This window comes from Humibacter ginsenosidimutans, assembly GCF_007859675.1.
Lineage (GTDB): Bacteria > Actinomycetota > Actinomycetes > Actinomycetales > Microbacteriaceae > Humibacter > Humibacter ginsenosidimutans.
The window spans coordinates 3997571-4017129 of record NZ_CP042305.1 but is presented as its reverse complement, the minus strand read 5'-3'; the positions used below and the strand labels follow the sequence as shown (position 1 = coordinate 4017129).

The 19559-nt window shown below is 65.8% G+C and carries 18 protein-coding genes; 11 read left to right on the top strand and 7 right to left on the bottom strand.

Going from position 1 to position 19559, the window contains the following annotated elements; genetic code table 11:
- The first annotated feature begins 106 nt into the window (after window positions 1–106).
- Window positions 107–1330: a polysaccharide biosynthesis protein gene (locus FPZ11_RS18355; protein ID WP_146322451.1), complete on the top strand. Its 1224-nt coding sequence runs from the start codon at window positions 107–109 to the stop codon at window positions 1328–1330.
- Entirely contained in the window at window positions 1327–2208 is an 882-nt protein-coding gene (locus tag FPZ11_RS18350; protein WP_146322450.1) for a glycosyltransferase family 2 protein, read from the top strand. Before FPZ11_RS18355 ends, FPZ11_RS18350 begins: the two co-directional genes overlap by 4 nt.
- Before the next feature lie 68 nt (window positions 2209–2276).
- On the opposite strand, the gene FPZ11_RS18345 is transcribed toward FPZ11_RS18350, so the two are convergent.
- Both FPZ11_RS18345 and FPZ11_RS18340 read right to left on the bottom strand, forming a co-directional pair.
- Window positions 2277–3035: a glycosyltransferase gene (locus FPZ11_RS18345; protein WP_246846402.1), complete on the bottom strand. Its 759-nt coding sequence runs from the start codon at window positions 3033–3035 to the stop codon at window positions 2277–2279.
- Complete coding sequence (locus FPZ11_RS18340; RefSeq protein ID WP_146322449.1) at window positions 3028–4296, bottom strand: lipopolysaccharide biosynthesis protein; 1269 nt, start codon at window positions 4294–4296, stop codon at window positions 3028–3030. Before FPZ11_RS18340 ends, FPZ11_RS18345 begins: the two co-directional genes overlap by 8 nt.
- Before the next feature lie 86 nt (window positions 4297–4382).
- Between FPZ11_RS18340 and FPZ11_RS18335 the strand changes: the two genes are divergently transcribed.
- Window positions 4383–5405, top strand: coding sequence for a glycosyltransferase (locus FPZ11_RS18335; RefSeq protein ID WP_146322448.1), 1023 nt, complete (start codon window positions 4383–4385; stop codon window positions 5403–5405).
- Here FPZ11_RS18335 and FPZ11_RS18330 read toward each other — a convergent pair.
- Entirely contained in the window at window positions 5402–6355 is a 954-nt protein-coding gene (locus FPZ11_RS18330; protein WP_168203914.1) for a glycosyltransferase, read from the bottom strand. The two genes, FPZ11_RS18335 and FPZ11_RS18330, sit on opposite strands and share 4 nt — an antisense overlap.
- Window positions 6356–6437: 82 nt before the next feature.
- Here FPZ11_RS18330 and FPZ11_RS18325 point away from each other — a divergent pair, with 82 nt between their 5' ends.
- From FPZ11_RS18325 to FPZ11_RS19570, 4 genes are all read left to right on the top strand, one after another.
- A complete protein-coding gene (locus FPZ11_RS18325; protein ID WP_146322446.1) occupies window positions 6438–7169 on the top strand; it encodes a glycosyltransferase family 2 protein in 732 nt (243 codons plus the stop codon).
- Window positions 7166–7561: a DUF2304 domain-containing protein gene (locus tag FPZ11_RS18320; protein ID WP_146322445.1), complete on the top strand. Its 396-nt coding sequence runs from the start codon at window positions 7166–7168 to the stop codon at window positions 7559–7561. The genes FPZ11_RS18325 and FPZ11_RS18320 overlap by 4 nt, the downstream gene beginning before the upstream one ends.
- Before the next feature lie 127 nt (window positions 7562–7688).
- Window positions 7689–8666: a glycosyltransferase gene (locus tag FPZ11_RS19575; RefSeq protein ID WP_246846401.1), complete on the top strand. Its 978-nt coding sequence runs from the start codon at window positions 7689–7691 to the stop codon at window positions 8664–8666.
- Window positions 8663–9517 (top strand): glycosyltransferase, encoded by an 855-nt coding sequence (locus FPZ11_RS19570; protein ID WP_246846399.1) that lies wholly within the window; start codon window positions 8663–8665, stop codon window positions 9515–9517. The genes FPZ11_RS19575 and FPZ11_RS19570 overlap by 4 nt, the downstream gene beginning before the upstream one ends.
- A gap of 16 nt (window positions 9518–9533) precedes the next feature.
- Here the strand turns inward: FPZ11_RS19570 and FPZ11_RS18305 are convergent, their stop codons facing one another.
- Window positions 9534–11516 (bottom strand): DUF6541 family protein, encoded by a 1983-nt coding sequence (locus FPZ11_RS18305; RefSeq protein WP_146322444.1) that lies wholly within the window; start codon window positions 11514–11516, stop codon window positions 9534–9536.
- Between the two features lie 215 nt (window positions 11517–11731).
- Between FPZ11_RS18305 and glf the strand changes: the two genes are divergently transcribed.
- The gene (gene glf / locus FPZ11_RS18300) at window positions 11732–12892 is read left to right on the top strand and encodes a UDP-galactopyranose mutase (RefSeq protein WP_146322443.1); all 1161 of its coding nucleotides are present in this window, start codon (window positions 11732–11734) and stop codon (window positions 12890–12892) included.
- A gap of 3 nt (window positions 12893–12895) precedes the next feature.
- Window positions 12896–14923 (top strand): glycosyltransferase, encoded by a 2028-nt coding sequence (locus FPZ11_RS18295; protein ID WP_146322442.1) that lies wholly within the window; start codon window positions 12896–12898, stop codon window positions 14921–14923.
- 9 nt (window positions 14924–14932) lie between these two features.
- Here the strand turns inward: FPZ11_RS18295 and rfbA are convergent, their stop codons facing one another.
- Together rfbA and FPZ11_RS18285 are read right to left on the bottom strand one after the other, a co-directional pair.
- Window positions 14933–15799 (bottom strand): glucose-1-phosphate thymidylyltransferase RfbA, encoded by an 867-nt coding sequence (gene rfbA, locus FPZ11_RS18290; protein WP_146322441.1) that lies wholly within the window; start codon window positions 15797–15799, stop codon window positions 14933–14935.
- 1 nt (window position 15800) lies between these two features.
- Window positions 15801–16409, bottom strand: a complete 609-nt coding sequence (locus FPZ11_RS18285) for a dTDP-4-dehydrorhamnose 3,5-epimerase family protein (protein ID WP_146322440.1) — start codon at window positions 16407–16409, stop codon at window positions 15801–15803.
- A gap of 147 nt (window positions 16410–16556) precedes the next feature.
- Between FPZ11_RS18285 and FPZ11_RS18280 the strand changes: the two genes are divergently transcribed.
- Window positions 16557–18035: a DUF2142 domain-containing protein gene (locus FPZ11_RS18280; RefSeq protein ID WP_168203912.1), complete on the top strand. Its 1479-nt coding sequence runs from the start codon at window positions 16557–16559 to the stop codon at window positions 18033–18035.
- A gap of 114 nt (window positions 18036–18149) precedes the next feature.
- Window positions 18150–19097: a glycosyltransferase family 2 protein gene (locus tag FPZ11_RS18275; RefSeq protein ID WP_146322438.1), complete on the top strand. Its 948-nt coding sequence runs from the start codon at window positions 18150–18152 to the stop codon at window positions 19095–19097.
- Here FPZ11_RS18275 and FPZ11_RS20025 read toward each other — a convergent pair.
- On the bottom strand, window positions 19079–19519 hold the full coding sequence (locus FPZ11_RS20025; RefSeq protein ID WP_246846397.1) for a hypothetical protein: 441 nt from the start codon (window positions 19517–19519) through the stop codon (window positions 19079–19081). The two genes, FPZ11_RS18275 and FPZ11_RS20025, sit on opposite strands and share 19 nt — an antisense overlap.
- Window positions 19520–19559 lie beyond the last annotated feature (40 nt).

The window sequence follows — 19559 nt, the reverse complement described above, 5'->3', positions numbered from 1 at the left end:
ACGAGCAGGCGGATACCGGTTGATATCATCGACCGACCCGACGCACATTCCCGCAGCGGGCCAGCGGAACGCCCACCAGGGCAGAGCACGTACGGAGTCCCGGGCCATGGCGAATGTTCGCGGCGTGATTCGTGCCTCGAGCGGCTATGGCCTGTCCGTGGTCACCGGCGGCATCGTCAGCGTCGCGGTCATTCCTGTCGTGATCATCGTCGCAGGGGCGCATACCTGGGCGACCATCGCCGTGGCTCAAGGCGTGGCCGGATTCGGAATGGTTCTCGCCAGCGCCGGCTGGGGCGTGACGGGGCCGACCGAGACTGCGCAGCTGACCGACGACCGACGTGGTCAGTACTACCTGGATTCCGTCGTCAGCAGGTCGTGGCTCTTCGTCGGAGTCGCCATCGTCTGCGCCGTGATCACCCTGATCCTGGTGCCGTCGCAGCCCGCCATCGGCCTGCTCGCCCTGCTCTCAGCCCTGTTCCCCGCGCTCTCTGCAGGATTCTTCTTCGTCGGCGAACACAGTGCGATCCGGTTCCTCCTGTTGGAGACGCTTCCGCGACAGGCCGGTTCCCTGGTGGGAGCCCTGTTGCTGTTCGTCACGGGCAACGCCTTGTGGTTCGTCGTGATCCAGCTGCTCGGAGGAGTCGCGGCGACGGCCATGTCGAGCGCGAGCATCCTCGGACGGTACAGCGGATGGCGAGTGGACCTCTCGCTGTCGAGGGCCATCCTGCGCATGCGCGAGCACATCCCGGCGGTCTCGATGTCGGCCGTGTCCACCCTGTACGTGAACCTGCCGATCGTCGTCGTGCAGATCTTCCTGCCCCAGCTGACCGCCGTGTACGCGCTCGCCGAACGCATCATGCGTCTCGGACTCTATGCAACACGTCCGTATGTGCAGATCGCCCAGGGCTACGTGCCACGACCCGACCCCGGCGAGCAGCTTCACCGCGCAAAGCGCATCACCACCTTGACCGTGTATCTCGGCCTTGCAGGCGGCATCCTGTACGCAGCGGCCTCGCCCTGGGTGGGTTCGCTTCTTTCTGGCGGCACGCTGCACATCGACTATGCGGTGTCGTGCACGCTCGCGGCCGCGCTTGCCGCCATGCTGATCTCGCAGGTCACCGGATTCGCGGTTCTCACCACCTACCGCATGACGGCAGCGCTGGCCTGGAGCACGGTGGCCGGAGCCATCGTGGGAGCGCTCGGGCTCATTCCCGCCGCCCTGACGGTCGGGCTCGTCGGCGTGACGACGGTACTCGCGCTCTCCGAGATCATGGTTCTCGTGTATCAGCTCATCGTTCTCCGCCGCCGAGTGTTCAGGGTCGCACAGTGACGATCGACATCATGATGCCGTTCTACGGGGACCCCGTGCTGCTTCGGGACGCCGTCCGCAGCGTCGTGCGCCAGGCGTCGGATGGCTGGCATCTCACGGTGATCGACGACCACTATCCCGACCCGGAACCGGGTCGTTGGGTCGAGTCTCTCGCCGACCCGAACGTCAGCTACGTGCGCAACCCTCAGAACCTGGGAGTGACCGGCAATTTCCAACGGTCTATCGAGCTGGCCACCGCCGATCATGTGGTCATCATGGGGTGCGACGACATCATGCGCGCCGATTACGTGGCGAAGATGCGCGCCCTCATCGACCGTTATCCGGACGCCTCCTACTTCCAGCCGGGCGTCGCGGTGATCGGAGCGGACGGGCGCGAGCGGATGCCCCTGGCCGACCGGCTCAAAGCACGGCTACGTCCGCACACCACCGCACCGACAGTCCTGAGCGGCGAACCGCTGGCCGCCGGACTGCTGCGCGGCAACTGGACCTACTTTCCGTCGATCTGTTGGCGGCGCGATCGACTCGCCTCCTACGGGTTCCGCGAAGAGTACGGAGTCGTTCTCGATCTCGCCCTGCAGCTGGACATCGTGCTCGACGGTGGAACGCTCGCGCTCGACGACGCGACGACGTTCGAATATCGCCGACACGAGGCCAGCGTTTCGTCATGGACTGCCACCGACGGGACACGCTTCGCGGAGGAGGCAGCGCTTTTCGCGCACACCGCGCAACGCTGCGACGACATGGGATGGCACCACGCTGAGCGCGCAGCTCGCCGCCACTGGACATCGCGGCTGAACGCCGTCACCCGTCTGGCTGCGGCTGCGGCGCACGGCGACATGGCCGGCATCCGCAGCCTCATGAAACACATCGTGCGCTGAGCGCCGCCACACGAGACGGCGCAGACCGGCACTCCGACAGTCGTCGCGGTGCCGGTTGGCGTGCGTCGTCACGCACGCAGACGATGACGACGCGACGCTTCGCGAACCGCCCGTAGAAGCATCCATCGCGACCTCAACACGCTGACCGGGCCCCGCGGCCGGCTCGGGGAGGCATTCGAATCGTGGAGCCTGCGAAGCACCGTGACCGTTTGCACGTGCCCCATCGAGCGCGCCGCGTTGCCGCACAACGCGATCCACAGGTCGTGGGACTCGACCAGGAACGAGGGAAAGGGGAGCACCCAGGAGACCGCCGAGCGCCTGAAGGCCATGGCGCATCCGAAATACGGCATGGCGCCGGCCAGGATGCCCACCGTGTTGCGCAACCGATGCTGCCGTGGTTGCGAGGGAAGCCGCCATGACTTGCCGCCGAAAGGCGTCGGCAGCGGCGCACCATCGGGATACAACGCCAGATCGGATGCCACCACCTCAGCGCGCGTCAGCGCCTCGCGCAGCGCATCGACACGGCCCTCGACCCACACGTCGTCTTGATCGCTGAGCATGACGATGTCACCGCGCGCCTCTGCGATCGCGCGCTCGAAGGTGGCGACGTAGCCGCTGTTCTCGCTCTGCTCGATGACGCGGATCCGCGCGTCCCCGATGCCGCGCACCAACGAGACCGTCTCATCGTGGGAGGCATCATCGACGACGACGACCTCGCCGTCGTGCGGGAGCTGAGCGAGGATCGAATCGAGTTGCTCGACCACGTAACGCGCGCCGTTGTATGTCGCCATGCAGACGCTGACAGAAATGGTCTCGCGCTCAGCCACGCGACTGCTCCTCGCCGGTCGGCTCGGCTGCACCGAGGCGTCGCCCCAGTTCCTGGCGCAGCACGGCATATTGATAGGTGGCGACGACTGCCTCGGAGACCGCGACAGACCACGCGACGAGCGCGGGCAGATGCAAAGCGGCGAACAGGATGATGAGCGGCGCGCCGACACAGGCCCCGACGACGGTCGAAGCCGCGAGAGCCCGCTCGCGTCCCACGGGCACCAGGCAGGCATACCCGATCACGGCCGATGCCGCGACGAAGACGAAGGCCACGCCGAGGGGAATGCTGAGTGAGAACGGCACCTGGATCTCACCGCCCGACAACAGCCACGCGACGGGACGGGCGAGTACGGCGACGAGGATGCCTCCGATCAGCCCGAAACCTGCACCCGCCGCCGTGGCGTGACGCATGCGCGAGTAGGACGCGCGCTCCCCCAGCTCGGGGACCCAGCCCTGCAGGAACTGCTGCACCGGTGAGAAGGCGACGTTGGCGTATTTGAAGAACCGGTCCGCAAGTGCATAGACGGGAACGAACCCTGGCATGAAGGTCTGAATCGAGAGGAGCGGGAGATTGACGTACAGGCCCGACGTCAGCGCGCTGGTCACGGCATGGCGCTGGCCGCCAAGGCTGGAGACCACCGAGGATGGCCTGGCCAGGCCGCGCACAGTGGCGCCCGACCCGTGCAGCACGACCACGGCATCCACGATCACGGCGACGAGGCTTCCACACGCCTGCACGATGAGGAACGCGATCAGATTGCGCGTCGCGGCGGCTGCCGCAAGGCCGCCGAGCGTGCCGAGCAGTGTCGGCAGCGAGTCGCAGACGAAGAGTCGCCATGGCCTCGACTCACCGACGAAATACCAGCTGGCGCCCAAGAATGGCAGCAGGTAGGTGACGGCGCCGACGACCGACACGGCGATCTCGCCGCGGGTCAGAAACGCGAGGATGACGGCCGCGGCGACGACTCCGATGACGAAGAGATAGACACGGGCCACCAAGGAGCGCAGGTAGAGCTGCGGCCGCAACTGCCGAGCGGTGGACGCCACCGTGGACGGCCCCGTGGCACCCCAGCCGAACGCGACGAAGATGCCGACGAGCTGACTCGTCGCCTGCACCACGGCCAGCGAGCCCCACTCGGCTGCGCCGAGCGATGCGACCAGCAACGGGATGGTGACGATGCCGAGCACGGTGCTCGCGGCGACGGGAACGGCGAACCCCGCGATCCGCTTTGAGATACTGATGAGCGCGCGCGGGGACACAGGTCTTTCCTTGAGGATCGGACCTCTGGAGTCTACGGGCTGACCGCACGCTATCCGCGACACCACCGACCGGAGGCACCATCAGCATGCAGGAGCGCGCCGCGTTCGGAACGATAGCCATGGCCGCCTACAACCCGGATCCCGAACTGTTCGCTCGGCAGCTGAGGTCGATTGCCGCCCAGACGCACACCGATTTCGAATGCCTGATCTCGGCAGACGGATCACCCGATCGCGTCGCGGAATCCGTCGCGCTGGCCGTGCCGGGCGACGACCGATTCACCGTGATCGGTTTCGATGACCGTTGCGGCTTCTACGGCAACTTCGAACGGGTCGTCGCGGCATCCGATCCCCGGGCGTCCTGGATCGCACTGAGCGATCAAGACGACTACTGGTATCCGAACAAGCTGGAGACCCTGCTCCCCCACCTCGAGAACCACTCGCTGGTCTCCGGGCAGGCCCGGGTCGTGGAATACCCGTCGGGTCGAGTGATCACGCCGAACACGGAACGCATGGACCTCTCGGCGGCGCACTTCACGCTCACGAATCAGTTCACGGGGGGCATCTGCGTCATGCGGCGCGATCTCATCGACATCGCGCTCCCTTTTCCCCGTTTGGCCACGCCGTCGGAGGTGCACGACCACTGGCTCGCGGTCTGCGCATCCGCAGCCTCCGGCACCGTGGTGACGCAGGACGTCGTGCAGGACTATGTGCAGCACGGCGGCAATGCGATCGGTGAGATGCTCAGCGAGTCGAGCGCGGTCAACCCCGCGTCGAGCTGGGCGACGGTCCGCTCCATCGCGGACCGTTATGAGGGGGGACACGGTCCGGCCGCTGTGGCGCGCGCCGTGTTCAAGGTCTCGGTCGGCTGGCGCCAGCTCATGGTCGAGACGCTCGCGCGACGCGTCCCGCCGTCGGCGGACGTCGAGCTGCTTCTGGAGCTCTACGGCCGGAAGCGAGGTTTCGCCCACACGTTCGCGTTCATCCGTGATGCCCGCAAGCGTGGCCTCGTGGCGGGACGCAGCGTCGTGGAGTATCTGGGCGGCTGGGTCGCCGGTTGGTTCGTGCGCGGTCGTTCCATCGCCGTGCCCGCCTCCACGAACGCGCCCTAGGAGCGCCCTGGCGGCTGCGGCCGCTCGACGCGCGTACCGCGCCAGGAGATCGAGGATGCCGTCGCACGCAGGTCATCGGGCATGCGTCCGGTGATTCCCCGTCTGCCGTCGCGCCGTCCGCGACGAAGCAGCGTGAGGAACGCGCCGCGCCGCGAGGCGAAAACCGTGGCCAGCACGAAATGCACCGAATCGCGAAACGCCTCCTGGCGAAGCAGCCGGCGTGCGCCGGCCCGAAACCGTCGTGTGACGATCACCCGGTTGCGCGATCGGTAGTAATAGCGGAACGGCGTGCTCAGCGTCGTGCTGACGCGCCGCCCGAGCACGGTCATCGACTGGAAGGCGCCCAACTCGTGGGGCAGGTCGAGTCCGCGCACGGCGACGCTGGCCATTCCCGCTGCCCGGATCCGCAGGTAGAACTCGACGTCGACGAGGTCGATGAAGAGCCCTTCGTCGAAGAGTCCGACCTTGCGCAGCGACGACGCCGTGACGAGCATGCCGGACTGGATCGGGCGCAGAGCCTCCGGCATCCCGTTCGCGAGTTCCCCGCCCGTCTGGTCAACGCCTGCGAACGTTGCGGGCGCCACGATCGCGACCTCGAGGCCGGAGCGCGTCGCGTCGTGCAGAGTCTCGACGAGAGCGGTGATGAATCCGGCCGGTGGAGCGCTGTCTTGGTCGAACGTGATGACCACATCGCCGTCGTGCAGCTCGACTGCCTTGACGCCCGCATTCAGGGCCGCCGCGATGCCGACGTTCTCTTCGAGCACGATGAGTCGTGCCCCCGTAGCGGTGATCGCGCTGCGGGCGTCGTCGTAGCCGGCCCCGCTGCCGTCATCGACGACGATCGTCTCGGTCGCCTGTGCCGCGATGGCCGCCACATTGACGGCGACCTCGGTATCCGGATGGAACACCGAGACGACGGCCACAATGCGGGTTGCTGCGGATTCGGTCACGCATCGATTCTTCCCCACGGAGCCACCCTCGTCGCACGCGGCGCTGGGCCGCACCGATCGAGCGCCCGGTAGAATTCCGTGCATGCCAGCCGAGCTCGAGCGCACTCTCATCGTGATGCCTGCGCTCAATGAGCAGGCGAGCGTGGCCTCCGTCGTCGAGGAGGTGCTGAGCACGCTGCACGGTGTCACCTGCCTGGTGATCGACGACGGCTCGTCGGACGCCACGGCGTCGGAGGCGAACCGGGCCGGAGCGAGAGTCGCTCAGCTGCCGTTCAATCTCGGAGTGGGCGGAGCCATGCGCCTCGGCTTCCGATATGCACTCGACAACGGCTTCGACAACGTCGTGCAGGTCGACTCGGACGGCCAGCACTACCCGTCGGAGGTGCCCACCCTGCTTCGGCATCTCGAGCAGGCCGACATCGTGATCGGCACCCGCTTCTCCGGTGACGCCACCTACAGGGTGCGCGGCCCCCGCAAATGGGCGATGTCGCTGCTGGCCTCCGTGCTCAGTCGCATCGCCCACACGAAGCTGACCGACACGACCTCGGGCTTCAAGGCCATGGGCCCGCGCGCCGTCCGGCTCTTCGCGTCCAATTATCCCGCCGAGTACCTGGGGGACACGATCGAGGCACTCGTCATCGCGTCGAAAGCGGGTCTGCGGATCGTGCAGGTGCCCACTCCGATGCGCGAGCGCACGACGGGGAAGCCGTCGCACAACCCTCTCAAGTCCGCCGTGTACCTCGGTCGCGCGAGCCTCGCGCTGCTGATCGGGTTGCTGAGACCGACGGCACGGATGCCCGAAGGAGCAGCATGACCGTCGCCAGCTACATCCTGGGCGTCGTCGCCGCCCTCCTCGTGCTCGTCATCGTGATCGAGATGTTGCGACGCGGGAAGCTTCGCGAACGGCATGCGCTCTGGTGGTTGATCGCCGGTGTCCTCGCCCTCATCGCAGGCGTCTTTCCCAAGACGCTCGAGTGGGCTGCGCATCTCGTGGGTGTGCAGTTGCCGACCAACCTCGTGTTCTTCGTGAGCATCGCGATCCTCTTCCTCGTGTGTCTGCAGCACAGCGCTGAGCTGACGACGATGGAGACCAAGACGCGTGCGCTCGCCGAGCAATCGGCGATGCAAGAACTGCGCATCAGAGAGCTGGAGCGCCAGGCAGGCCTTGGCGACCGTCTCGCCGCCGACGAGAGCGACGCATCCTGAGCGCTGAACGACGTCGGCGAACGACTGCTCCGTCGGGCCCGTCGACCCGACCCCGCACAAGCTTTGCCGATAAACTCCATCGGTCCCGCGCGTTCACGGTGTGCCTCGCATTCGACGGCGGTTCGCGGTGTCGCTCGAATCGGAGGGTGCAGGAGTGCGCGTAGTCGCCGTGGTCGTCGCCTACAACCGGCGTGATCTGCTCATGGAGTGCCTCTCCGCGCTGTGCGATCAGACGCGGAGCCTCGACGCGATCGTCGTGGTCGACAACGCTTCGACCGACGGAACCCATGATGCGGTGACGGCGCGGTTTCCCGATGTCGATCTCGTTCAGGTCGAGGTCAACACGGGAGGCGCCGGGGGATTCGCGATCGGCATCGATCGCGCGATCACCGCCGACAACGCCGATCTCGTCTGGATCATGGACGACGACACGATCCCCACCCCAACGGCCTTGCACGCCATGTTGGATGCCAGATCGAAGTCACGCGAGACGCCGGCGTTGCTCGCCTCCCGAGTCGTGTGGACCGATGGTCTCGATCACCCCATGAACACACCGCGCCGCAAACCGCTCGCCGCCGCGGGCGAACGTCGTGACGCCGCGTCGGCGGAGAGCGTGCCCGTGCGCAGTGCATCGTTCGTGTCGGTGCTCGTGGATGCCGGTGCCGTGCGGACGGACGGCCTGCCGGTCGCCGAATACTTCATCTGGAACGACGACTTCGAGTTCACCGCCCGCATCCTGCGCAGGAGACGCGGACTGTTCGTTCCGAACAGCGTCGTGCTGCACAAGACCAAGGCCAGAGCCGACACCGACACGGATCCGGGCGAACGGTTCTATTACGAGGTGCGCAACAAGCTCTGGCTGTTCCGCGCCTCGAGGGCGCTGAGTTGGTTCGAGACCCCATTGTACCTGGCGGCCACTGCTCGCCGCTGGCTGCGCACGTATCGGCATTCGACAGACCGGCCCACCATCGCGCGCACGTTCCGTGCCGGCTGGCGGGACGGCATCCGGTCGCGCCCGCACCGCAACAGCGAGTACCTGGCCGGGCTCGGCGTTGGGGCCTCCGTCGCCGCCTCGCTTGCCGACTTCGAAGAGGGGGACGGGTGACGACGTCTCTGCCTGGGTTCTCCCTCCTCTTGCCGGTGTACAACGGAGACTCCGCGGAGTTTCTCCTTCGCGCCTACCGCAGCACCGTGATGGAGCAGACACTCCCGCCGTCCGAAGTGGTTCTGGTGCAAGACGGGCCAGTGTCGGCACCGATCGTGTCGGCGATCGCCGAGCTCGACAAGTCGACTCCGGTGCCATTGAAGATCGTCATCCTGCCCGAGAACAGGGGGCTTGCGGAAGCGCTCACAGCCGGACTCGCGGAATGCGCCTTCGATGTCGTCGCACGGATCGACGCAGACGACGTGTCAGAGCCGAACCGCTTCACCGTGCAACTCGACCTCATCGCGCAGGGATACGAGCTCGTGGGCAGCGGCCTTCGCGAGTTCACGGAGACGGAGGCGGGCGAGCAGTTGGGGGTACGGCGCATCCCGCCGACCGACCCCGAGGAGATCGGGGCCTACGCACGATTCCACGATCCGTTCAACCACCCGAGCGTCGTCTACACGAAAGCTGCCGTCGACAAGGCCGGCGGCTACCAGCCGTTGGGCATGATGGAGGACTACTGGCTCTTCGCCCGCATGCTCGCCGGCGGCGTACGGGCGATCAACTCGCCAGAGGCGCTGGTGCGCTATCGAGTCTCCTCGGGCGCCTACAAACGGCGCGGCGGCCTGAAACTGCTCAAGAGCGAATGGATGCTGCAGCGCGCGTTCCGAGCGTCAGGGTTCACCTCGCGGGCGCAGTTCGCCCGCAACATCGTCGTGCGCGGCGGCTACCGGCTCGTTCCGGAGTGGGTTCGCCGGCGCGCCTATCGCACGCTCATCGTGGGCGACACCGAGGCGACCGCTCGCTGATCGGCGCTGAAGGTGCTCAGTCGCAACCGGTGATGCGGTAGAGCGCCGCATCTCCTTGATGGTCCACGAGGGTGAGCGCGGGACTCCGATTCAGGTGGTGCACGCCCGGGTACTGCGTGGTCTTCCCGAACACCCCGATGTCGCCGAAATCGAGCGCGTAGGTGACATGTTCCGCCTTCACCGCTTTGCACACGGCAGAGCCGGGTGTCGCGTGACGCAGGCTCTTCAGGATCAGCGCCGTGTCGGCGGTGTGCGACACATAGATGTGCGGAACGAGGGCACGGCGGTCGGCCAGTGCCCACACGAGTGCCGTACCGGTCCACGGATCGCCCACGACGACGGCATCCTCGGGAGTCTCCCCCGCCACACGATCGATGAGGGCGCGCTCGTCGGCCGTGAGCAGAATCGATGCGGAATTCAACTGATAGCCCGAGTTCGCCCACTGCGTGGAGTGGGTCATCGCGGGTCCCGCCTGCATGCACACACCGAAGACGACCGCGAGAACGAGAGAGCTGCCGAGTACCGCTCTGCCGAGAGGAGGCGGTGTGCGGCTGCCGCGCGAGCGCGCCACGACCGCGCCGAGAAGCTCGCCCAGCCACAGCGTTCCGATGACGCTCAGCGGCAGCAGCACGAGGGGGGTCATCGCGACGATGCGATAGATGTCGCTGTACCAGATGCCAGTCACCCAGTACCGAAAGTCGCCAAGCGGAAGGTACGCGGTCGCCACGTAGAGCACGTCGACGAGCACGGTGGCCACGATCAGCCAGCGATGCCTGCGCTTCACGAGTGCGGCCACCGCGCCGACGATCGCGAGAACGCTGATCACGATCGCGGGTGGCCCGAACTGCGCGTTCACCGCCGCGTTGAACAGTGCGCGCCATGGCCCCAGAGTCGGATGCCAGGTGGCCGCGGCCGCCGGCGGACGGATCACGACGAACACTGCCGCGTACCCGAGCACCACTGCCGCAGCGAGAACCCAGGCCAGCACCCGGACACGCCCCTTGGCGCCTCGTATCCAGTACAGCCACCCGGTGCCGAGGAGCGGTGCCGCGATGCCCAGCATCGTCACGAGCGCATTCGGATGCGCCAGCGCGAGACCCGGAATGAGCGCAAGCAGCAGGAGCCACGCGACGGTGCGTGGAAGCGTCGGGTCGGTGGCGCGCCCGCAAGCGAGGGCGATCACACCGAGGCACGCAGGAACGACCGCCATGCCGAGCAGGTTGGGGTACAGCACTCCGAACCCCACGAACAGGAGCGGGAACGCCGTGAAGCCCGCCGAGAGGATGCCCGTGGTCACCATTGCCGCGACGGACCGTCCGAGCAGCTGTCGCATCAGCAGCAGGCATGACAACGGCCAGATGAGACCCCCGATCACGATCGCGAAGGCGTTCGCCACGACGGGGATGCTCGCCCCGCTGGCTTCGGCGATGAGGGCGGCGACCATGTGCCAAAGGTTGGGGTAGAACGAACCGAGACCGTTCGTCGCATATTGCAGGTCGGAGAAGGTGAGCGGACTCGCGTCTGCCGTGTCCACGATGTAGCGCACGCCGTTGAGGTGGAAGTTGACGTCGAACGTCTGCGACACGGCGTCGGGATGCCCGAACACGACGGCGAAGCGCACCGCGATGGCGACGAACGCGATGACCACGGCAGCCAGCGACACCCAGCCGATCAGCCGAGGATCACGAAGGCTGCTGCCTGCCTCGTGCCCGTTCCGGCCGAGCCGCTTCACGACCAGCCGGGCGATGACGGAGACCACGGCGACGAGAACGACGGCTCCGATCGCCACCGTGCCGAGCGTGAACGGCAGATGCGGAACGCCGTAGAGCACGCCGACCACGGTGTAGACGGTCAGCGAGAGACCGGGAGCCAGCCCCCACATGGTCACGCCGCGCGCAGATGACGCGAAGGCGATGACGAGTCCGGGCAGCAGAACGATGACGGCGCCGAGCAGAACAGGCGGCACGATGGCCCACCACGTCATCGTGCCGACCCCCACCGGCGCACAACGTTCGAAGTCTTCATCGACGGCCGGCACGTCGCAGGGGTCGGTCGAATCACGCGGCACACCATATCAGCCGCCGCTGTCCGATCCGGCCGGTCGTGCCATCGCAGAAGGGCGACCGGCGGCATCCCAGCAGCTCTCCCGTAAACTCGATGGCTGGCCGTGATCAACGAAACGCGCGATTCCCGCGCAGCAAAGGACGGGCATCCGTGAACCCAGACCTCATCGTCGTCGGCTCAGGCTTCTTCGGACTCACCATCGCCGAACGGGTCGCCGATGAACTCGGGCTCAAGGTGCTCATCATCGATCGCCGGCCGCACATCGGCGGCAACGCGTACAGCGTGGCGGAGCCGGAGACCGGCATCGAGGTGCACCAGTACGGCGCCCACCTCTTCCACACCTCCAACGCGCCGGTGTGGGAGTACGTCAACCGGTTCACGACGTTCACGCCGTATGTGCACCGCGTCTACACGAACTATCAGGGCGAGGTCTTTCCTCTCCCGATCAACCTGGGCACGATCAACCAGTTCTTCCGGTCCGCGTACGCCCCCGGCGAGGCCCGTGCGCTCATCGCGGATCAGGCATCCGAGTTCGACGTGCACGAGGCTGCGAACCTCGAGCAGAAGGGCATCGCGCTGATCGGCCGCCCACTGTTCGAGGCCTTCATCCGCGACTACACGGCCAAGCAGTGGCAGACGCCGGCCGACGAGCTGCCCGCCGAGGTGATCAGCCGCCTGCCGGTGCGCTACACCTACGACAACCGCTACTTCAACGACACCTTCGAGGGTCTGCCTGCCGACGGCTACACGGCATGGCTCGAGCGCATGGCCGACCACCCGAACATCGAGGTGCGGCTGAGCACCGATTTCTTCGACGAGTCGCAGCCGATCAACAAGAAGGCGGTCGTCGGCCGCATCCCGGTCGTCTACACCGGACCGGTCGACCGCTACTTCGACTACACGGGCGGCACCCTGTCGTGGCGCACGCTCGACTTCGAGCAGGAAGTGCTGCCGATCGGCGACTTCCAGGGCACCCCCGTGATGAACTATGCGGATGCCTCGGTGCCGTACACGCGCATCCACGAGTTCCGGCACTTCCACCCCGAGCGCGACTACCCGAGCGACAAGACCGTGATCATGCGGGAGTTCTCCCGGTTCGCGAACCGCGACGACGAGCCCTATTACCCGGTCAACACGTCGTCGGACCGCGAAAGCCTGCTGCACTACCGTGAATTGCAGGCCGGAGAGCCGAACGTGTTCTTCGGCGGCCGCCTCGGCACCTACCAGTACCTCGACATGCACATGGCCATCGGGTCGGCGCTGTCGATGTACTCCAACAAGCTCAAGCCCCTGCTCTCCCCGGAGGTCTGACCCATGGCACGTCGCGCCGACACCGCTGAGACCCCGGATGCCGTCGACGGCATCGCCGCCGACGAGGCGACGGTGCTGCAACGAGTCATCTTTCCCGAGAGCGGTGACCCGCAGGCTCTGCCGCTCTTCCTCGACCCCGAGGTGTGGTCGTGGTCGGGGCGGGAGGAGACCAGCGAGGAGCGCCTCGCCCGCATGCGCGGAGTCGTGGCCGTGCAGCAGCCCAAGCGCGCGGCACGCCTGACGGACCGCAACGGGCTCGGCTGGCTGCGTGGGCGACGCGGGCTGCGCATCCCGTCGTACAAGTCGACATCCCTCGGCACCTACTTCAACGCGTTCCCGGCCAGCTACTGGAAGTCGTGGACGTCGCTGGAGTCTGTGGAGCTGCGTGTGCAGACGACGGGCACCGGACGCATCGTGGTCTATCGCTCCAACGCTCGAGCCGTCGTGCAACGCGTCGACGGTGTCGCTGTCGAGGGACAGACCGTCTCGACCTTCACGATTCCGCTCACCAGCTTCTTGGACGGCGGATGGCTCTGGTTCGATCTCATCGCCGGCGACGGCGCCCTCGAGTTGGTGCAGGCCGACTGGATCGCGCCGGACGGCACCCCGAAGCGAGCCGATGACAATGCCACGGTCTCGATCACCACCCTCAACCGCGGTGACTACTGCACCAGGCTGCTCGCGACCATCGGCAATGACAAAGAAGCGCTTGCGGTGCTCGACCGGGTGCAGGTCATCGACCAGGGCAGCGAGCGCATCGCCGACAACCCCGGCTACCAGACGGCGGTCGACGCCCTCGACGGCAAGCTGAAGCTCATCGAGCAGGCCAACATCGGCGGCTCCGGCGGTTTCTCCCGTGGGATGCTCGAAACCGTCGAGGCGGGCACGTCGGGCTACATCATCCTGCTCGACGACGACGTCGAGATCGAGCCGGAGAGCATTCGTCGCGCCGTCACGTTCGCGAACTACTGCCACACGCCGACGATCGTCGGCGGGCACATGTTCGACATGTACGACAAGGCGCAGTTGCATGCCTTCGCCGAGGGCATCAAGTGGTCGTCGTTCATGTGGGGGCCGTTCACGCCCGAGCGGCACGACTTCGGCACCGCGAACCTGCGCCAGACGCAATGGATGCACCGGCGCTACGACGTGGACTACAACGGCTGGTGGATGTGCCTCATCCCCGTGCAGGTCATCAAGGAGATCGGCGCCTCCCTCCCGGTCTTCATCAAGTGGGATGACGCGGAATACTCCCTGCGCGCCCGCGAGCACGGCTACAACACGGTCAGCCTTCCGGGCGCTGCCGTGTGGCACGTGTCGTGGGTCGACAAAGACGACACCCACGACTGGCAGGCGTTCTTCCACGAGCGCAACCGGCTGATCGCCGCGCTGCTGCACTCCCCGGAGAAGCGGGGCGGCCGTCTGTGGCGCTCGATGCTGGCCAGCGACGTGAAGAACCTGCTGACGATGGACTATTACACGATCGCGATGCGCATGGCGGCCATCCGCAACGTGTTCGAGGGGCCCGATCAGCTGCACACGGACATGGTCGACAGACTGCCCAGGGTGCGCGCGATGGGTGCCGGATTCACCGAGGCCACGCTCGTGAAGGCATCCGCCGAGATTCCGCACTTCCCCGCCAGGGAGAACAAGGAGCTGACCGACCGGGTCATCGACCCCGGCCCGCACGGCGTCGGGTTCGCCTTCTGGCTGCTCGGTCAGGTCTCCAGGCACAGCCGCAAGGTCACCAGCGATGTGAGCGTGCCCAAGGGACACTTGGCGTATCAGGATGCCCGTTGGTTCGAGGTACCGAACTGGGACAGCGTGCTCGTGTCGAACGCGGAGGGCTCCGGCGCCACCTGGCACATTCGCGACCCGAAGAAGTTCCGCTCACTGCTGATGGAATCCATCCGTCTCAACCGCCGCTACCGCCGCGAGTGGGACAGGCTGCGCGCGCAGTACCGCGCAGCCCTGCCGGAGATCACGTCGTTGCGCAGGTGGAAGCAGACCATCGAGTCGACTCAGCGCTGAGGAGAACGTTCAGTCTGCGTCGACGAGTCGCTCCAGATAAGCGCCGTAGCCGCTCTTGACGAGAGGCGCGGCGAGCTGGCGAAGCTGGTCGGTGTCGATCCACCCGGCACGCCAGGCGATCTCCTCGATGCAGCCGATCTTCGTGCCCTGGCGATCCTCGATGACCCGCACGTACTCCGACGCCTGCATCATCGACTCGAAGGTGCCCGTGTCGAGCCACGCCGTCCCCCGGTCCAGCACCTGCACGTTGAGCGTGCCCGCCGACAGGTATCGCTCGTTCACCGTGGAGATCTCGAGTTCACCGCGGGCACTCGGTTCGATCGTCTTCGCGATCCCGACGACGTCGTTGTCGTAGAAATAGAGACCCGGCACCGCATAGTTGCTCTTGGGCTGCGTCGGCTTCTCCTCGATGGACACCGCCTTCAGGTCATCGTCGAACTCGACGACACCGTAGGCCCGCGGGTTGCTCACGTGATAGGCGAAGATCGTCGCCCCCTCACCGTCGGTGACGTGTCGCAGCGCGGTGCCGAGGCCGGTTCCGTGAAAGATGTTGTCGCCGAGCACCAGCGCCACGGACTCATCGCCGATGAACTCCTCACCGATGATGAACGCCTGCGCGAGACCGTCCGGCGACGGCTGCACCGCGTACTCCAGGCGGATGCCGAGCGCGGACCCGTCGCCCAGCAGCGCGCGGAACTGCTCGTTGTACTCCGGCGTCGTGATGATGAGGATCTCGCGGATGCCGGCCATCATCAGCGTCGACAACGGGTAGTAGATCATCGGCTTGTCATAGATGGGCATCAGCTGCTTCGAGATGCCCTTGGTGATCGGCCACAGCCGCGTGCCGGATCCGCCGGCGAGGATGATGCCGCGCATCTCAGTTCGCTCCGTTCAGCGAGGCGTAGAACGCCCGCGCGGTCTCGTAGTCGGGCAGCAGACCCTGTTCTCGGGCTGCCGCCAGGTTCGGCGCATCCGTGTCTTTCGGCGAGAGCAACAGCTCCTCAGCAGAGAGCGGGAATCGGAGCGCAAGGTCGGGATCGAGTGGATTGATTCCGTGCTCACGACCAGGGTTGTAGACGTCGGTCACGAGATAGCTCACCGTTGCGTCATCGCTGAGCGCGACGAAGCAGTGTCCCAGGCCCTCCGCCACATAGATCGCCCTGCGGTCGACATCGTCGAGCAGCACGGTGTCCCAGCTGCCGAAGGTGGGCGAGCCCACGCGGATGTCGATCGCGAAGTCGAGCACGGCGCCGCGCGTGCACGTGACGTACTTCGCCTGGCTCGGCGGAACATCCGCGAAATGGATGCCGCGCACCGACCCGCGCCGCGACACCGACGTGTTGCCCTGGCGCAGATTCAACGAGTGTCCCACCGCCTCTTCGAGCCGGTCGAACCGGTACCACTCGAGGAACACGCCGCGATCGTCGCGGTGCTGCACCGGGGTGATCTCGTACGCATCGGGCACCGACAATTCGCGAATCTGCACCACGGGAGTTTAGCAACCGGGCCGGCGCACCCCATCGCCGCGTGGCCGCACACGAGAACGCTCACCGCTCTGCCATAAGTGCGTGGCTAAGCTCGTGCGGGTGGCAACCCGATCTGCCACTCGTTGTCGATCAATCCTGGAGCCCGCGTGTCCACCTTCACCACTGCCGTCGACCGCGCGTCGACCGCCGTGCAGCGTGCATTGGCCAGCTGGTGGTGCTTCGGCATCATCGTGGGCGTCTTCGCGCTCAGCGCCACCCTGCTCGCCGTCGCCGGAGCAGATCACTTCCTCTACGACGAGGACTATCACTTCGGCATCGTGCAGGTGTACACGCACCAGTGGCTGCCGTTCATCGATCAAGGCAACAAGTACAAGGGCCTCGGTGACATCAGTCGCACCGGTTCGTATCTGTACCACTACATCGTCAGCTTCCCCGTGCGGCTCGTACAGGCGCTGGGCGGAGACGCGCGAGCCCAGTTGGTGGTCGCGCGGTTGTGCTCGGTCGCCTTCCTGAGCGCGTCGTTCATCTGGTTCCGGTCGCTCATCATCGAACTCGGGGCGTCGAAGGCGATCGCGAACGTGAGCCTCGCGGTTTTCGCCGCAGTGCCGATCACGTCGGCCGTCGCAGCCACGGTCAACTACGACTCGCTCACCATTCTCTTCACCGCGCTCTTCTTGTGGCAGGCAGTCAGAATCTGGAAGGCCGCCGAACTACGATTCCCGGATCTGCTCGCCATCGCTGCAGTCGGATGCTTCGGTTCCCTCACCAAATACACCTTTCTACCGGTCTTCGTGGGCACGGCGGTTCTCCTCCTTATTGTTCTCATCATTCGTACGCGCCGACGCACTGTCCGCTTCAGCTGGGGCTATGGGACTCCGCGGTTCTGGATCTGGGGTGCCGCCGCCTTGATCGGCGTCGCGTTGTTCGTCGAGCGCTATGTCGTGAATCTTCTGCTCTTCCGCTCACCGCAACCGGACTGCGCCAAGCTGCACCCAGTGTCGTTCTGCCTGTCCTATGGCCCCTGGGGACGCAATTACGCACTGGAGCATCAGTTCTCGGGTGCCAGCCCGTCGCCCGGACGAGTTCTCTATTACCTGTTTCAAGACTGGATCCCTGGAAACCTCTGGTCCCTGCGCTATGTCGGCACCAGCACGCACGCAACTCTCGGAAGCGCGGCCACGGCCGCACTCATCGACCTGGCTGCGGCAATCACGATCTTCCTGCTGGCCATCGGTATCGGCTGGTTGCTCCGCCGCCGAGGAATGCTTGTGCCCTTCGTGGCCGTCGCCGTGTACGTCGCTGCACTGTTCGCCGTCAACCTTTCCGACTTCGACAAGATGAACGTGCCGGTTGGCGTTCAAGGGCGCTATTTGCTTCCCTTCCTCCCGCTCGCCATCTGCTGCGCGGGGATGGTTCTGGCTCGAGCACTGGACGCCTTGTATGCTCGACCGGCGACGTTGAAAGTGATCGTGGTCATCGCCCTCGTCATTGCGATGACCCAGGGTGCCGGCGCCCTCACGTACTTCGCCTCCGCTGACGACGCGTGGTACGCGGCCGGTGGACCGCTCGTCGACTTCACGCGATTCCTGCACGCTGTAGCGAACAAGCTGCTCATCGGAGGCTGATCAGCAGCCCTCATACCGCACGCAGCATCCTGAGAGTCGGCATGCCCTATGGTGGATTGGGTTTGCGCCGTCGCACCGGCGCCGACAGCCCAATCCGACCCGAGGTGAGCCCACATGAAGCTGTTCGTTCAGATCCCCTGCCTGAACGAAGAAGAGACGCTGCCCTTGGTGCTGTCGACCATCCCGAAACAGATCGACGGCATCGACGACATCGAGATCCTCGTGGTCGACGACGGCTCTAGCGACCGCACGATCGAGATCGCGAAGGAGCATGGAGTCACACACTTCGTGCGCCACACGCGCAATCAAGGGCTCGCCCGCTCGTTCCAAGACGGTGTCGACTATGCGTTGCTGCACGGCGCAGACATCGTGGTCAACACCGACGGTGACAACCAGTACCCGCAGGATCGCATCGGCGACCTCGTTCAGCCGATCCTGCGCGGTGAGGCCGACATCGTCATCGCCGACCGGCAAACAGCGACGATCGAGCACTTCTCACCGTTCAAGAAGCTCATGCAACGCTTCGGCAGTTGGACCGTCAACAAAGCGGCCGGAACGAAGATCCCGGATGCCGCCAGCGGCTTTCGCGCCTACAGCAAGTACTCTCTCATCCGACTGAACATCGTGACGAAGTTCAGCTATTGCATGGAGACCATTATCCAGGCGGGTAACAAGCGGCTCGCTGTGTCGAGCATTCCCGTCACGACCAATGCCAAGACCCGGGAGTCTCGGCTCTTCAAGAACATCTGGCAGCACATGTTCCAGTCCGGCCTCGCGATCGCGCGCGCGTTCGTGATGTATCGGCCGTACCTGGTCTTCGCGTGGCTTGGCGCGATTCTGACCGTTGCGGGCGCGATTCCATTCATCCGCTATATCGTCGTCATCTCGACCCACGAGCCGGGACAGCACATCCAGTCTCTGCTCATCGGCACGGTTTCGATCAGCGCCGCGCTCCTGTCATTCGCCATTGGCGTCGTGGCGGACCTTACGCGGATCAATCGCGTTCTCCATGAAGACGCCCTTGAATTCCAAAAGCAGGAACGTTACGACGTTTCGCTCTGACGAGGCTCCGCTGACCTGTTGCGATTCGAGAATCGCCAGGAGAGCGCCGAGCTCCCGAACAGCGTCACGTCGACGAGGATGAAAATCATCCGGCTTACGACGGCCACGCCGAGTACGTCTGCTCCCCCGATCGAACCTGCAAACAGCAGAACGAGAATTGCCTCGCGCACACCGGCGCCCGCGGGCGCGAAGACCGCGAGGAAGCCCACCGCCCACGACAAGGCATACCCCGAGATCGCGGGGATGACGATCGAGGCGTTCAGGTGGCCAAGGGCGAAGAACAGGGAACAGAGATGCAGGCCGAACAATGCCCACGAGGCCACAGCCCAACCGATCGCACTTCCAAGGTGCCGACCACGAATAGCCGGCACGAGGTCCGGTCTGCGGAAAATTCGAAAGGCGAAGGCAAGGATTCGCCGCATCACGGGGGGGTAGGAGAAGCACGATTCCGCATGAGATCAC